The organism is Geodermatophilus sp. SYSU D01036 (genome assembly GCF_054050435.1).
In genome coordinates this window covers 122,711-135,997 of the sequence record NZ_JBJGZJ010000002.1, presented here as the reverse complement: position 1 = coordinate 135,997, position 13,287 = coordinate 122,711, and the positions used below count along the sequence as shown (strand labels likewise).

Annotated in this window: 12 protein-coding genes; 4 read left to right on the top strand and 8 right to left on the bottom strand. The window is 77.1% G+C overall.

Annotated features, from left to right (window positions below):
- Positions 1-69: 69 nt before the first annotated feature.
- Positions 70-321, bottom strand: a complete 252-nt coding sequence (locus ACI8AR_RS03110) for a hypothetical protein (protein WP_456936540.1) — start codon at positions 319-321, stop codon at positions 70-72.
- Between ACI8AR_RS03110 and ACI8AR_RS03105 the strand changes: the two genes are divergently transcribed.
- Positions 308-3,877 (top strand): SpoIIE family protein phosphatase, encoded by a 3,570-nt coding sequence (locus ACI8AR_RS03105; protein ID WP_457049677.1) that lies wholly within the window; start codon positions 308-310, stop codon positions 3,875-3,877. The two genes, ACI8AR_RS03110 and ACI8AR_RS03105, sit on opposite strands and share 14 nt — an antisense overlap.
- Positions 3,878-3,985: 108 nt before the next feature.
- Here the strand turns inward: ACI8AR_RS03105 and ACI8AR_RS03100 are convergent, their stop codons facing one another.
- The 4 genes from ACI8AR_RS03100 to ACI8AR_RS03085 form a co-directional block, all read right to left on the bottom strand.
- Positions 3,986-5,233 (bottom strand): alpha/beta fold hydrolase, encoded by a 1,248-nt coding sequence (locus ACI8AR_RS03100; RefSeq protein WP_457049676.1) that lies wholly within the window; start codon positions 5,231-5,233, stop codon positions 3,986-3,988.
- A 141-nt stretch (positions 5,234-5,374) separates the two neighbouring features.
- Positions 5,375-6,070, bottom strand: a complete 696-nt coding sequence (locus ACI8AR_RS03095; RefSeq protein WP_457049675.1) for a CPBP family intramembrane glutamic endopeptidase — start codon at positions 6,068-6,070, stop codon at positions 5,375-5,377.
- Between the two features lie 9 nt (positions 6,071-6,079).
- Positions 6,080-6,772 carry a GAF domain-containing protein gene (locus ACI8AR_RS03090; protein WP_457049674.1) on the bottom strand — a complete coding sequence of 231 codons (693 nt, stop codon included), beginning with the start codon at positions 6,770-6,772 and terminating at the stop codon, positions 6,080-6,082.
- Positions 6,773-6,860: 88 nt separating this feature from the next.
- The gene (locus ACI8AR_RS03085; protein WP_457049673.1) at positions 6,861-8,213 is read right to left on the bottom strand and encodes a dicarboxylate/amino acid:cation symporter; all 1,353 of its coding nucleotides are present in this window, start codon (positions 8,211-8,213) and stop codon (positions 6,861-6,863) included.
- A 248-nt stretch (positions 8,214-8,461) separates the two neighbouring features.
- Here ACI8AR_RS03085 and ACI8AR_RS03080 point away from each other — a divergent pair, with 248 nt between their 5' ends.
- Together ACI8AR_RS03080 and ACI8AR_RS03075 are read left to right on the top strand one after the other, a co-directional pair.
- Positions 8,462-8,788, top strand: a complete 327-nt coding sequence (locus tag ACI8AR_RS03080) for a DMT family transporter (RefSeq protein ID WP_456930306.1) — start codon at positions 8,462-8,464, stop codon at positions 8,786-8,788.
- On the top strand, positions 8,788-9,357 hold the full coding sequence (locus ACI8AR_RS03075) for a TetR/AcrR family transcriptional regulator (protein ID WP_456936533.1): 570 nt from the start codon (positions 8,788-8,790) through the stop codon (positions 9,355-9,357). The genes ACI8AR_RS03080 and ACI8AR_RS03075 overlap by 1 nt, the downstream gene beginning before the upstream one ends.
- A 23-nt stretch (positions 9,358-9,380) precedes the next feature.
- Here ACI8AR_RS03075 and ACI8AR_RS03070 read toward each other — a convergent pair whose 3' ends face one another.
- A complete protein-coding gene (locus tag ACI8AR_RS03070) occupies positions 9,381-9,734 on the bottom strand; it encodes a hypothetical protein (RefSeq protein ID WP_457049672.1) in 354 nt (117 codons plus the stop codon).
- Positions 9,735-9,920: 186 nt separating this feature from the next.
- Here ACI8AR_RS03070 and yidD point away from each other — a divergent pair, with 186 nt between their 5' ends.
- Positions 9,921-10,316 carry a membrane protein insertion efficiency factor YidD gene (gene yidD, locus ACI8AR_RS03065; protein WP_457049671.1) on the top strand — a complete coding sequence of 132 codons (396 nt, stop codon included), beginning with the start codon at positions 9,921-9,923 and terminating at the stop codon, positions 10,314-10,316.
- Here yidD and ACI8AR_RS03060 read toward each other — a convergent pair.
- Together ACI8AR_RS03060 and ACI8AR_RS03055 are read right to left on the bottom strand one after the other, a co-directional pair.
- Positions 10,307-11,437: a 5-methyltetrahydropteroyltriglutamate--homocysteine S-methyltransferase gene (locus ACI8AR_RS03060; protein ID WP_457049670.1), complete on the bottom strand. Its 1,131-nt coding sequence runs from the start codon at positions 11,435-11,437 to the stop codon at positions 10,307-10,309. The genes yidD and ACI8AR_RS03060 overlap by 10 nt on opposite strands.
- 88 nt (positions 11,438-11,525) lie before the next feature.
- A complete protein-coding gene (locus tag ACI8AR_RS03055; protein WP_457049669.1) occupies positions 11,526-13,274 on the bottom strand; it encodes a bifunctional metallophosphatase/5'-nucleotidase in 1,749 nt (582 codons plus the stop codon).
- Positions 13,275-13,287 lie beyond the last annotated feature (13 nt).

Here is a 13,287-nt window from a genome sequence, read left to right as displayed (position 1 = left end):
CGCACGACGAGGGGCCGGGGACCTGCGCGAGCAGGTGCCCGGCCCCTCTCGCGTCCTCCCGATCCGCGGTCAGCCGTCCCCGGCCGGCCGGTGCCCGGGCGCCCCGACCTCCCGGAGGTCGGTGACCGCCAGGACGCGGCCGGCCGGGTAGAGCTCGATCTCGGGGTCCTCGGCCGCGGCGGCCATCACGGTGAGCCAGCCGGCGGGCCCGAACCGGACGATCCTCCGGGGCAGCTCGAGCCGACGGGACGGGTCCGCGGGGTCCTCGACCACGACCCGTCCCTCGTAGAGGTGCCGGTCGTTGACGGTGGTGACGTCCATCCGGACAGCCTCCTCCGGGTCCGCTCCCCGCGGACCGGGCCCGGCACGGCAGGGCGCGCGCGGGGACTTCCGCAGACGGCGCCGACGGAGGGAAGATGCCGGGAGCCGACTCGAGCCACGGGACGACACCGCACCGACGGGAGACACCGTGGACGCGTCTGGGGCCCCCGGGCTCGGACCCGGGGGGACCGTGGACCGGCCGGACCGGCGCGCACCGGCACCCGGGACCGGCCCGCACGCCCAGGAGGGGTCGGACCCACCTCCGGGAGCCGACGACGACCGCGCGGAGCTGCGGCGGTACCGGGCGCTGGTGGAGTACGCCCCCGACGCCGTCGTGATCCTCGACCTGGACACGGGCCGGTTCGTCACGGTCAACCGGGCCGCCGAGGAGCTGTTCGGCATGAGCCGGGCCGAGCTGCTGCAGGTGGGGCCGGTCGAGGTCAGCCCGCCGCAGCAGCCCGACGGGCGGTCCTCGCGGGAGGCGTCGGCGGCGCAGCTGGACCGGGCGCTGGCCGGCGAGCGGCCCCGCTTCGACTGGACCCACCGCCGCGCCGACGGCACCGACGTCCCGTGCGAGGTCACCCTGCTGCGGCTGCCCGACCCCGAGCGGCGGCTGGTCCGCGGCAGCCTCCTGGACGTCACGGAGCGGCGCGCCACCGAGACCGCCCTCGCCGCGCAGGCCGCCCGCCGGATCGCGGAGCAGATCGCCCGGCGGGCCGCGGAGGCGAGCGTGGCCCGGCTGCAGGCCACCGTCGCGGGGCTCAACGCGATCGTGTGGGAGCGCGACCCGGCCACGCTGCGGCTGACCTTCGTCAACGAGCGGGCCGAGGAGCTGCTCGGCTACCCGGCCTCGCGGTGGCTGGCCGACGAGGGGCTGTGGTCGCGGATCCTGCACCCCGACGACCGCGACGCCGTGCTGGACCGGGTGCGCCGCGAGGTGGACGCCGGCGCCGTGGACTTCACGCTGACCTACCGGGTGTGCAGCGCCGACGGCCGGTGGGTGTGGCTGCAGCACCTCGGCCACGTCGCCCGCGACGAGGACGGCACCGCCCGCACGCTGCACGCGGTCCTGTTCGACGTCACCGAGGCCCGGCGCCGGGAGCGGGCCGCGGAGCTGCTGGCGGCCGCCGGCGCGGCGCTGGCCGCCCCGGGGGCGGTGGAGGACCGGCTGGCCGCGGTGGCCGCCCTCGCGATCGAGGAGCTCGCCGACCGGGCCCTGGTGTGGCTGCGCGGCGACGACGACCGCCACAGCATCGTCGCGGCCGCCCCCGCCGACGCGGCCGCGGGCCTCACGGGCGTGCCCCTGCTCGTCGTCCCCGAGGAGCTGCGCCCGTCCGTGGAGGCCGGGCAGCCGTTCGTCGTCGGCACGGTGACCGAGGCGCTGCGGGACGAGGCCACCGGGCGCGCGCCGGCCCGGCTGCCCGCCGACCCGCTCCCGGTCGGCCCCCGCCTGGTGGTGCCGCTGGTGACCGGCGGGGAGCGGGTCGGGCTGCTGTCCCTGGCCGTCGCGGACCCCGGCCGCCGCTTCGACGACGCGGACCGGGCGCTCGCCGGCGACCTCGGCCGGCTGGTCGCGACGACGGTGGCCGCCGAGCGGCTGGCCGAGCGGCAGCGCCAGCTGCACGACCTCGCCGTGGCCCTGGCCGCCGCCGGCACCGCCGCGGAGGCCGGCGCCGAGCTCACCGCGCGCCTGCACGAGTCGCTGGGCGCGGCGGTGGTCGCGGTGTGCGCCCTCGGCGAGGACGGCCTGCTGCACACCATCGACGTCCACGGCGACTCCCCCGGGTGGACCGCCGGGTTCAGCACCATCCGGCTGTCCGCGCCGGCCCCGCTGGCCGAGGCCGCCCGCACCCGCCGCCCGGTGTGGCTGCCCGACCGCGAGGCGCTGGTGTCCGGCTACCCGGAGATGGAGCCGTTCCTGCGGCCGGAGACCCAGGCGACGGCGTCGCTGCCGCTGCTGGCCGGTCCCCGCCTGGTCGGCGCGGTGGCGGTGGTCTTCGACCGGCCGCGGGCCTTCGACGCCGCCGAGCGCGCGTTCCTGCTCACCGTCGCCGGGCAGGTCGCCGGGGCGCTGGAGCGGGCCGCGCTGGCCGACGTGCGCCGGGAGATGGCCGACACGCTCCAGCGCAGCCTGCTGCCCGCCCGCCTGCCCACCTCCGACCGGCTGACCGTGACCGCCCGCTACCTGCCCGCGGTCACCGGCACGTCCGCCGGCGGCGACTGGCACGAGGTGGTGCCCGTGCCCGGCCAGCGGACGGCGCTGGTCGTGGGCGACGTGGTCGGGCACGGCGCCTCGGCGGCGGCGGTGATGGGCCGCCTGTCCAGCGCGCTGTCCGGCGTGCTGCTCACCGGGGAGGGACCGGCGCGGGCGCTGGAGCTGCTCGACGGCTTCGCCGGGCGGATCGACGGCGCCGCGCTGGCCACCGTCGCCTGCCTGGTCCTGGACCCGGCCACCGGCCGGCTCACCGCCAGCACCGCCGGCCACCCCCCGCCGCTGCTGGTCGCCCCCGACGGGTCGGCCGTCCTGCTCGACGGCGGGCACGGCCCGGCGCTCGGCGTGGCCGGCACCGGCCGGCGCCCCGAGACGGTCAGCGTCCTGCCCGCCGGCGCCACCCTGCTGCTCTACACCGACGGACTGGTCGAGCGGCGCGGCAGCCTGCTCGACGAGGGCCTCGCGCGGCTGGCGGCGGCGGCCGGGGCGCGGGCGACGGCGCCGCTGCCGGCGCTGGTCGACGGCGTGCTCACCGACCTGCTCGGCGGCGACCACGGCGCCGACGACGACGTCGCCGTGCTCGCCGCCCGGCTGCACCCCGCCCCCCTGCGCCTCGAGCTGCCCGCCGACCCCCTGCAGCTGGCGCGGCTGCGGCGGGAGGTGTCCCGGTGGGCGGGCGAGGCCGCGCTGTCCCCCGACGCCACCGGGGACCTGCAGCTGGCGGTCGGGGAGGCCGCGGCCAACGCCGTCGAGCACGCCTACCGCGACGCGACCGAGCCCGGCCGCGTGCTGGTCGAGCTCGTCGCCGACCCCGACGGCGGGGTGGCGGCCACCGTCACCGACGGCGGCACCTGGCAGCCGGCGGCCGCCGACCGCGGCTTCCGCGGCCGCGGGCTGGACATGATCGCGGCGCTCGCCGGCGGTGTCGACGTCCTCCCCGGTCCGGGCGGCACCGCACTGCGGTTCCGGCTGGCGCCACCGGGCCCGGTGCCGCCGCCGGCCCCGGGGTCCGCTGCGGTGGCGGGCGCCCCCGCGGTCCTGCGGGCCGTGGACGAGCCGTACGGCCGCCGGGTGGAGCTGGCCGGCGACCTGGACCTCGCCGGCGTCACGGAGGTCCGGACGGCGCTGCTCGCCGAGGTCGCCGACGGCCGGCCGCTCCTGCTGGACCTCACCCGGCTGGGCTTCGTCGCGAGCGTCGGCGCCGGCCTGCTGCTCGAGGCCGCCCGGACGGCGGGCGGCCACCTCGAGGTCGTGCTGCCGCCCGGCGGGTCGGCCCGGCGGCTGCTCGACCTCACCGGCCTGTCCGATGTCCTGACCAGCGGGGGCGCGCCCGCGACCCGGTGACGTGGCGGCACCCGCCCGGCGTCAGCGGCCGCGGGTCCCGGGGAGGAGCAGTGCCGCACCCGGCCGTGCCGCCCCGGACGAGACCACCTCGGAACGGCCGGGGTCCGGTCAGTGCCCGGCCGGGACCAGCCGGGCCGGCCCCGCGGGCGCCTGGGCGGTTGCGGCCCGCAGCAGGTCGTAGGTCCCCTGGACGGCGGCGGCCCACCGGCCGGCCACCGGTTCGCCGCGCAGCCAGGTGGCGGCGGCGAGCAGCAGCTGCTGGCCGGCCGCCGCCTCGAGGTTGAGGTGGACCGGCAGCGGCAGCACGCGCAGCAGCCCGGCCGGGTGGTCGGTGAGCAGCGTGTCGGCCAGCCCCGCCGCGCCGGAGGCGGCCAGCAGCGCCCGCGTCCGCGGCCCCCAGGGCCGGGTCCAGGGCACGACGAGCAGCGCCAGCGTGCTCACCACGTCGAGGACGGCGTGCGCCCGGGGCGGCAGCGGCCGGGCCGGGGCGAGCGGGTCACCGGGCCGGGAGCGCGGGATGACCACGTCGTCGTCGATCGGCTCGCGGCGGTCCAGCTCCCCGGAGAGGAAGACCTCCACCAGCCGCGCGGTCACGTCCGGCGCCGACCAGTGGGCGTTGTGCGCCGCGCCCTCGACCACGACCAGCCGGCCGTCGGGCAGCAGCCGGGTGACCTGCTCGGCCCACGCCTGGGTCAGCGTCCGGTCGTGCCGGCCGCGCACCACCAGGGTCGGCGCGACGACGTCGGGCAGCCGCCGCTCGACCGGGTCGCCGGAGCTGCGGACCAGCTGCTGCACCATCCGGGCCACGCCCGTGGACAGGTACTCGACCTGCATCACCGGCTGCAGCGTGGGCACCTCGAACACCTGGTTGCGCAGCACCCGCGGGTACTGCTGCCACGGCCGGCGGTACCGCGGGTCCGGGGTGGGGCCGGACAGCACCAGCCGTGCCACGCGCTCCGGGTGACGGGCGGCGAGCTCGGCGCCGACCTGCGCGCCGATCGAGTTGCCGAAGACGTGCGCCCGGGCGATGCCGACCGCGTCCAGCCAGGCGAGCAGGTGCCCGGTCTGCGTGGCGACGTCGGGCCCGCCGGGCCGGCGCAGCCGCGGGTCCCGGGGCGAGCGGCCGAAGCCCGGCAGGTCGGGCGCCACGACGTCGTGGCCCAGCGCGGCCAGGCGCCGCCCCAGCGGCACGAGGTAGCGGCTGGACAGCCCCAGGCCGTGGAGCAGCACGACCGGGGTCCGGCCCGCGTCCTCGCCGGAGCGCCACGTCCGGGCGTGCACCCGGGTGCCGAGGGCGGGCACGTCGGTCCAGACCCGTCGCGGAGCGGGACCGGCGGGACGGAGGGAGGGCAGCACGGGCACGGGTCCTCCGGAGGGAGGTGGGTCGCCCCGTGGCTCAGGGCGCCGACCCCGTACCCGGACCGAGGGGGGGACCACACCGTGCCGTTCCGGATCGGCACGGTGAGCCGGTGGGCCCGGTCGCCGCCGACCGCCGTCTCAGCGCCGGCCCGCCGCCGCGGCCGCGAGCACCCCGAGGTCGTTGGCGGCCAGGTGCAGCAGCGCGGGCGCCAGCAGGCTGCCGCTGCGCTCGCGCAACCAGGTGAACAGCGCGCCCGCGCCCGCCGTGCCGAGGCAGGCCGCGGCGACCGCGCCGGCCCTGCGCACCGGGTCCGCGCCCCGCCCGTTGAGCCTGAGCCCCTCCAGGGTCGGCGCCACGTGCCACAGGCCGAACAGGGCCGCCGCCGCGGCGGTCGCGCGCCCCGGGGGCAGCACCCGCCGCAGCACCGGGGGCAGCACGCCGCGGAAGGCGACCTCCTCCCACAGCACGGTGCCGACCGGGATGCGCACCAGCACCCGCGCGGCCAGTCCGCGCGCGCCCAGCCCCGCCACGCGGGCGTCCGCGAGCAGCGGCCGCAGGGCGGGGACGGCGAGGCCGGTGGCGTAGCCGGCGCCGATAACCGCCGCGCAGGCCCCGCCCCACCGGGCACCGGACCCCAGCCGCCGCGGGTCCAGGCCGAGCTCGGCCGAGGACACCCCGCCCGCGCGGGCGGCCACCAGCAGCGCGGCGGTGGCCGCGGCGTTCAGCGGCGCGTACGCCTGCTCCGGCAGCCGCGGCACGAGGAGGTCGTTCCAGGCCGCGAGCAGCACGGTCAGGCCGGCGGCCCGGCGGAGGTCGGAGCGGCGGGCGGGCACCGGAACCCCCTACTGCCGGGGGGCCTGCACCGACTCGACGATGCCCTCGGCGATGTCGCGGAGCTCGCGGTCGTAGCGCATGGAGGCCTCGCGCAGGATCTCGAAGGCCCGCGCCGCGTCCACCCCGCGCTGGGCCATGAGCACGCCCTCGGCCTGCTCGATCACCGCGCGGGACTGCATGGCCAGCCGCAGGTGGGCCGCCTCCTCGCCCCGGCGGGCGTGCTCGCGCGCGTTGGCGACGGCGACCGCGAGGGTCTCCGCGACGGTCGAGGCGGCGTCGACCACCTCCGGGTCGGCGAACCTCCCCGGCTCCCGCGAGTAGACGTCCAGCGCGCCGATCACCGTCCCCTGGAACGGCAGCGGGACCGACAGCGAGCTGCGGACCCCGTGCTCGACGACGCGGGCGGCGTAGTCGCGCCGGCGCTGCTCGGTCCGGGTGTCGTCGACGCGGAGCACCACGCCGCCCCGGCCGGCGTCCGTGCACGGGCCGTGGCCGCGCTCGTACTGCAGCTCCTCAGCGCGCAGCGCCATCTCGTCCGGGTAGTCGGCCGTGAACGCCTCGTCCCCCCGCATCAGGGTGACCGAGGCCGCGTCCGCGCCGTCCAGACCCCGCTCGGCCGCCTGGACGATCTCGGTGAGGACGTCCTCCAGCGGCCGGTCGACCAGGGTGATCCGGGCCAGGCTCCGCAGCAGGTCCTCCATCGCCGGATCGTGTCACGGGACCCCGGCGACGGCGACGGGCCGGGGACCCCGCGTGCGGGGTCCCCGGCCCGTCGGAGGACCGGTCGGGTCAGGCGGTGACGGGCTGCCGCAGGTCGGCGTCGACGCCCCCGGCCTCGGCGGCGACCGGGCCGGACGCCGCGCCGGTGCGGAACCGCTCGACGTCGAGGATGCCCTCGCGCCGGGCGACGATCGTCGGGACCAGCGCCTGGCCGGCGACGTTCACCGCGGTGCGGCCCATGTCGAGGATCGGGTCGATCGCCAGCAGCAGGCCGACGCCGGCCAGCGGCAGGCCCAGCGTGGACAGCGTGAGCGTCAGCATGACCACCGCGCCGGTGACGCCGGCGGTGGCGGCCGAGCCGACCACCGACACCAGCGCGATCAGCAGGTAGTCGGTCAGCGACAGCGGCACGTCGAAGAACTGCGCCACGAAGATCGCCGCCAGCGCCGGGTAGATCGCGGCGCAGCCGTCCATCTTCGTCGTCGCGCCGAGCGGGACGGCGAAGGAGGCGTAGGACCGCGGCACGCCCAGGTTCTGCTCGGTGACCCGCTCGGTCACCGGCAGGGTGCCGATCGAGGACCGGGAGACGAAGGCGAGCTGGATGGCCGGCCAGGCGCCGGCGAACCACCGCAGCGGCGAGAGGCCGTGCAGGCGCAGGAGCACCGGGTAGACGACGAACAGCACCAGCGCCAGGCCCGCGTAGACCGAGCCGGCGAAGACGCCGAGCGAGCCGAGCGAGTCCCACCCGTAGGTGGCCACGGCGTTGCCGATCAGGCCGACGGTGCCGATCGGGGCCAGCAGGATGACCCACCACAGCAGCTTCTGGACGACGGCCAGGGCGGAGCGGACCAGGCCGAGGAACGGCTCGGCCGGCTCGCCGACCTTGAGGATCGCCACGCCGATCGCGACCGACAGCACGATCAGCTGCAGGACGTTGAACGACAGGCCGATCGAGCCGTCGTCGCCGGCCGAGGCCTGCAGGCCGAGGACGTTGCCCGGCACCAGGCCGGTGAGGAAGTCCCACCAGGAGCCGGTGGTCTCGGGCGCGGCCTGGGCGGCGGCGTCGACGCTGCTGTTGCGGCCGGGCTGGGTGAGCAGGCCCAGGCCGATGCCGATGGACACCGCGATCAGCGCGGTGATCGCGAACCACAGCAGGGTCTGGCCGGCCAGCCGGGCGGCGTTGGAGACCTGGCGGAGGTTGGCGATGCTGACGATGACCGCGGTGACGACGAGCGGCGGGACCAGGACCTTGAGCAGCGTGACGAAGGTCTGGCCGACGGTCTGCAGGGTGCTGGTGAGCCAGTTCGGCGTCCCGTCGGCGACGGGGCCGAGGTCGCGGGCCACGAGGCCGAGCGCGACGCCCACCACGAGGGCGAGGAGGACCTGCGCCGCGAACGGGACGCGGCGGAGACGTGCGAGCACTGAGGTGCCTTTCGGGGGGTCTGCGGGAGGGGGAGGCGGGCGCGGGAGGCGTCAACAGCCCGCGGTCGTCATCCGGCAGTTGTCCACCTCACGCCGGCGCGTGAGTCCCCAGAGGTTCGGCACGCCAGGGAGCAATGCGGACGTGGACGCGCCGCATCCCGGCTGTGCGGAGGATCACGACAGGCGCACCTAATCCCGTACGGGTGTACGGTCTTTCCCGTACGTCCGTCCCACTTCTGGAGAGCGCCGTGGCCTGGGTCCTGCTCGTCGTCGCCGGCCTGTTCGAGACCGCCTTCGCCGTCTCGCTCAAGCAGTCGGAGAACTTCACCCGGCTGTGGTGGTCGATCGCCTTCGTGGCCTGCGCCGCGGCGAGCTTCCTGCTGCTCTCCGCGGCCCTGCGGACGCTGCCCGTCGGCACGGCCTACGCGGTCTGGACCGGGATCGGTGCGGGCGGCACCGCGGTGGTCGGCATGTGGCTGCTCGGTGACCCGGTCACCACCGTGCGGATCGTCGCGATCCTGCTGATCCTCGGTGGCGTCGTCGCCCTGCAGCTGGCGCCGTCGGCGGCGCACTGATGGCCTCCCTGACCGCCCGGGGCGAGGCCCGGCGCGCGGCCATCGCCGCGGCGGCGGCGCGGGTGGTGGCCGACGGGGGCCCCGACGCGCTGACCCACCGGGCCGTGGCCGCGGCGTCGGGCATCCCGCTGGGCACGATCACCTACCACTTCGGCGCGCTCGACGAGCTGCGGGCGGCGGCGGTCGGGGCCCTGCTGGCCGAGGAGACCGGCCGGGCGGAGGAGCTGGTCGCGGCACTCCCCCGCCGTCCGCGGTCGGCGTCCGCGACGGCCCGGCACGTCGTCGACGTCGTCCTGGGCGCCGGCCGCGACGACGACGAGGAGCTGCTGTCCCTCTACGAGCGCTTCCTCGCCTGCGGCCGGCACCCCGCGCTGCGCCCGCTCCTGCGGGACGCGCGCGCCCGGACGGACGCCGCCCTGACCGACCTGCTGGACCGGTGCGGCCGCCCGGGCGCCGACGTCGGGACCCTCGTCACCCTCGTCGACGGGTCCGTGCTGTCGGCGCTGGTCGAGGGTGACGGCTCGGCCCGGCGGCGGGCCGAGGAGGCGGTGGCGCGGGCGCTGCGCTGACCGGGGCGCCGCGCGGGTGGGTGTCAGGCGGCGTCGTCGACGGCGGGCTCGTCCTCCACCGCCACCATGACCTCGTTGGTCTGCAGCGTGACCAGCCAGGCCAGCGCGTGGTCCTCGACCGGGCGGCCGGAGACGTGCGCGATGGCGTCGAGCTGGGCGGCGACCAGCCCGCGGGCGGCCTGGTAGACGTCGGCGGCGGACACGGCCATCTCGAGGTCGTCGAGCCACAGCCGCCCGTCGGGCAGCACGCGGACGTCGGGCTGGCTGCCGACGCCGAGGTCGGCGGCCGCGCTGCCCAGGACCGACATCCCGGCACGCAGCTCGGTGAGCCGGCGGGAGCGGCGGCCGGGTGACGGCGCGGGCTGCGGGTCGGACATCGGGGCCTCCTGTCGGACGGGCCCCGCGGGCGTGGGGCCTGTCCCCAGGGTCGGCAACCCGGGCGCGGCACCGGACCACGCCTGGGGCGGCGCGGACGGCTGGGACGCGAGGGACGAGACGTTGCGCGCCCGACCCGTGCAGCAACCCCTTCCCCGGTCCGGCGGCGGCCTGCACGATGCCCCGCCGTGACCAGCCGCCCGGGGTGCACCCGCCGTCGCCGCCGCCGCTCCGCCCGCTCCTCCCGCAACTCCTGCGACGGCTGGGACGGCTGCTCGGACGGCTGCGACGCGATCAGCCTGTTCACCCTGCTCTGGCTGGCCCTGCCCGCGGCGCTGGTCACCCCGGCGCCGGCCGGGACGCCGTGGGCGGCGCGCTGGCCGGTCCGGCTCGTCGTCGCCTACCGCGAGCGGGTCAGCCCCACCCGCCCGCCGGTGTGCCCGTTCACGCCGACCTGCTCGACCTACGGGCTGGAGGCGCTGCGGACGCACGGCGCGCTGCGCGGGCTGTGGCTGACCCTCGACCGGCTGCGCCGCTGCCGCCCGGGCGCCGGCGGCAGCGACCCGGTGCCGGCTCAGGCGTAGCCCCAGACCTCCTGGGCGACCTCGACGACCAGTGCCAGCTTGGCCACCTGCTCGTCGCGGGTCAGCGCGTTGCCCTCGACGGTCGAGGAGAAGCCGCACTGCGGCGAGATCGCCAGCTGCTCCAGCGGCACGTACCGCGCGGCCTCGTCGATCCGCCGCTTGAGCGCGTCCCTGCTCTCCAGCTCCGGCCGCTTCGTCGTCACCAGGCCCAGGACGACCCGCTTGCCCGGCGGGACGAACCGCAGCGGCTCGAAGCCGCCGGAGCGGGCGTCGTCGTACTCGAGGAAGAAGCCGTCGACCTCCAGGCCGCCGAACAGCGCCTCGGCGACGAAGTCGTAGCCGCCCTCGGCCACCCAGGAGGAGCGGAAGTTGCCCCGGCACATGTGGGTGGTGACGGTCAGGCCCTCGGGCCGGCCGGCCAGCGCGGCGTTGATCTGCCGGATGTAGCGCTCGTGCTGGTGCTCGGCGTCGCGGCCCTGGGCGGCGAGCTCGGCGCGCTGGGCGGGGTCGTTGAGGTAGGCCAGGCTGGTGTCGTCGAGCTGCAGGTAGCGGCAGCCCAGCGCGGCCACCCCGCGCACCTGCTGCGCGTAGGCCGCCGACAGGGCGTCCCAGAAGGCGTCCTCGTCGGGGTAGACGGCCGGGTCGATCGCGGCCGCGCCGCCGCGGTAGTGGACCATCGACGGCGAGGGGATCGTCAGCTTCGCCGTCTGCCCCTCCCCCACCTGCGACTGCAGGTAGGCGAGGTCCGCCCCGAAGACCGGTTCCCCGATCGACAGCGGGCCGTCGACGCGCAGGCCGGCCGGCGTGAAGTCGATCGTGCCGTCGGCGTTGCGGAAGTGGACGACGATGTCCTCGCCGGTCACCTTGGTGATGCCGTCGATGGCGTAGATGAAGTCCATGTGCCACGAGGCGCGGCGGAACTCGCCGTCGGTGGCGGTGCGCAGGCCGACGTCGCCCTGCAGCCGGACGACGTCGGTGATCGCCTCGTCCTCGATCCCACGCAGCTCGGCGTCGTCGATCTCCCCGGCGGCGTGCCGGGCGCGGGCCTCGAGCAGCGACGCGGGGCGCAGCAGGCTGCCGACGTGGTCGGCGCGGAACGGCGGGCCGGAGGTGTCGGTCATGCCGCGAGCCTGGCGCAGGACGGCCCCGGACGCGCGCCGGCGGCGGCCCCCGGGTGGGGACCGCCGCCGGGACGGGGTGGTGCGGGGATCAGGCGACCGGGTCGACCCGGTCGGTCGCCGGTGCGGTCACGGGCCGGTTCGCCGTGAGGTAGGCCGTGAACGCGTCCAGGTCGATCGAGGTGGTGACGGCGTTCGTGCCGTTGGTGAGCTGGGTGAACCCGTCACCCCCGCCGGCCAGGAAGTTGTTCACCGTGACCCGGTAGACCTGGGTCGGGACGACGGCGACGCCGCCGATCGCGAGGGCGTTCACCCGGGACCCGCTGCACGGGTCCGTGGCCGAGCCCGCCGGTGCCGCCGGGTCGACGACGTAGTTCACCGTCGACGACGGCTGCAGCACGACCGGGTTGCCGGTGCGGGCGTACTGCTGCTCGAGGACGCAGTCGAGCTGGGCGCCGGTGAGGTCCAGCGTCACGAGGTTGTTGGCGAACGGCTGCACCGTGAACGCCTCCTCGTAGGTGATGTCCCCGGCCCCCAGGTCGGCACGGACACCGCCGGGGTTCATGAACGCCGCGACGGCGCCCTCGTCCCGGGTGTCGGCCAGCTGCGAGTCGGCGATCAGGTTGCCCAGCGGGGTCTCGCCCTGGGCGTCGGGCGCCCGGGTGATGTCCGTGGCGGCGGTGCCGACGACCCGCGTGGCGATGGGGCCGAGGGCGGTGCGGTAGCGCTGGATGAGCGCGGTCTGCTCCGGGTCGGCCGCGACGGTCCGCTGCACGATGACGTTGTCGACCCGCGTCCGGTCGCGCATGACGTCGCCGCTGCGCGAGTTGATCTGCAGGTCGATGTCGGTGACCAGCCGGCCGTTGTTGCCGGCGCTGGTGACGACCTTGCCGTCGACCAGGCAGTTGTAGGCCTGGTGGGTGTGGCCGCTGACGACGACGTCGATGTCGTCGGACATGCCGTTGGCGATGTCGACGATCGGGCCGGTCAGGCCGTTGCACTGGTCGACGTTCCACGCGTCCGGGCCACTCTGGACACCGCCCTCGTGGAGGAGCACGACGATCGACTTGACGCCCTGGCGCTGCAGCTCGGCGGCGTAGCGGTTGGCGGTCTCCACCTCGTCGGCGAAGTCCAGGCCCGCGACGCCCTGCTGGCTGACGATCTGCTCGGTGCCCTCGAGGGTCATGCCGATGAAGCCGATGCGGACGCCGCCGACCTCGTGGACCGCGTACGGCTCCAGCAGCGGCTGCCCGGTCGCGGTCACGAAGGCGTTGGCCGACAGGTACTGGAAGTCCGCACCCTCGTAGGGGGTCCCGTCGGCGCAGCCGTCGACCGGGTGGCAGCCGCCGTTCTGGATGCGCAGCAGCTCGGCCGAGCCCTCGTCGAACTCGTGGTTGCCGACGCTGGCGTAGTCCAGGCCGGCCAGGTTGAGGGCCTCGATGGTCGGCTCGTCGTGGAAGGCGGCCGACAGCAGCGGCGAGGCGCCGATGAGGTCGCCGGCCGCGACCGTGACGGTGTTCCCCTGCCGCTGCGCAGCGGCCAGCTGCTGGAGCTGGGTGGCGAGGTACTCGACGCCGCCGGCGTTGATCGTGGGAGCGGCGAGCGGGCCGCTGCCGTCGGGGTCGGGGCCGGTCTGCACGCGGCCACCGGACCCCGACGGGGCCTCCAGCGCGCCGTGGAAGTCGTTGAGGGCCAGCAGCTGGACGTCGACCGGCGTCTGCCGGTCGGGGACGCCGGGCGCGGCGCCGGCCGGTGCGAGTGCGGCGGCGATGACCAGACCGGTCATCGTCGCCGTCACCGCCGCGGCCACCGTGGTGCGGCGCAGGACGGGCAGGGACATGCAGGATCTCCTG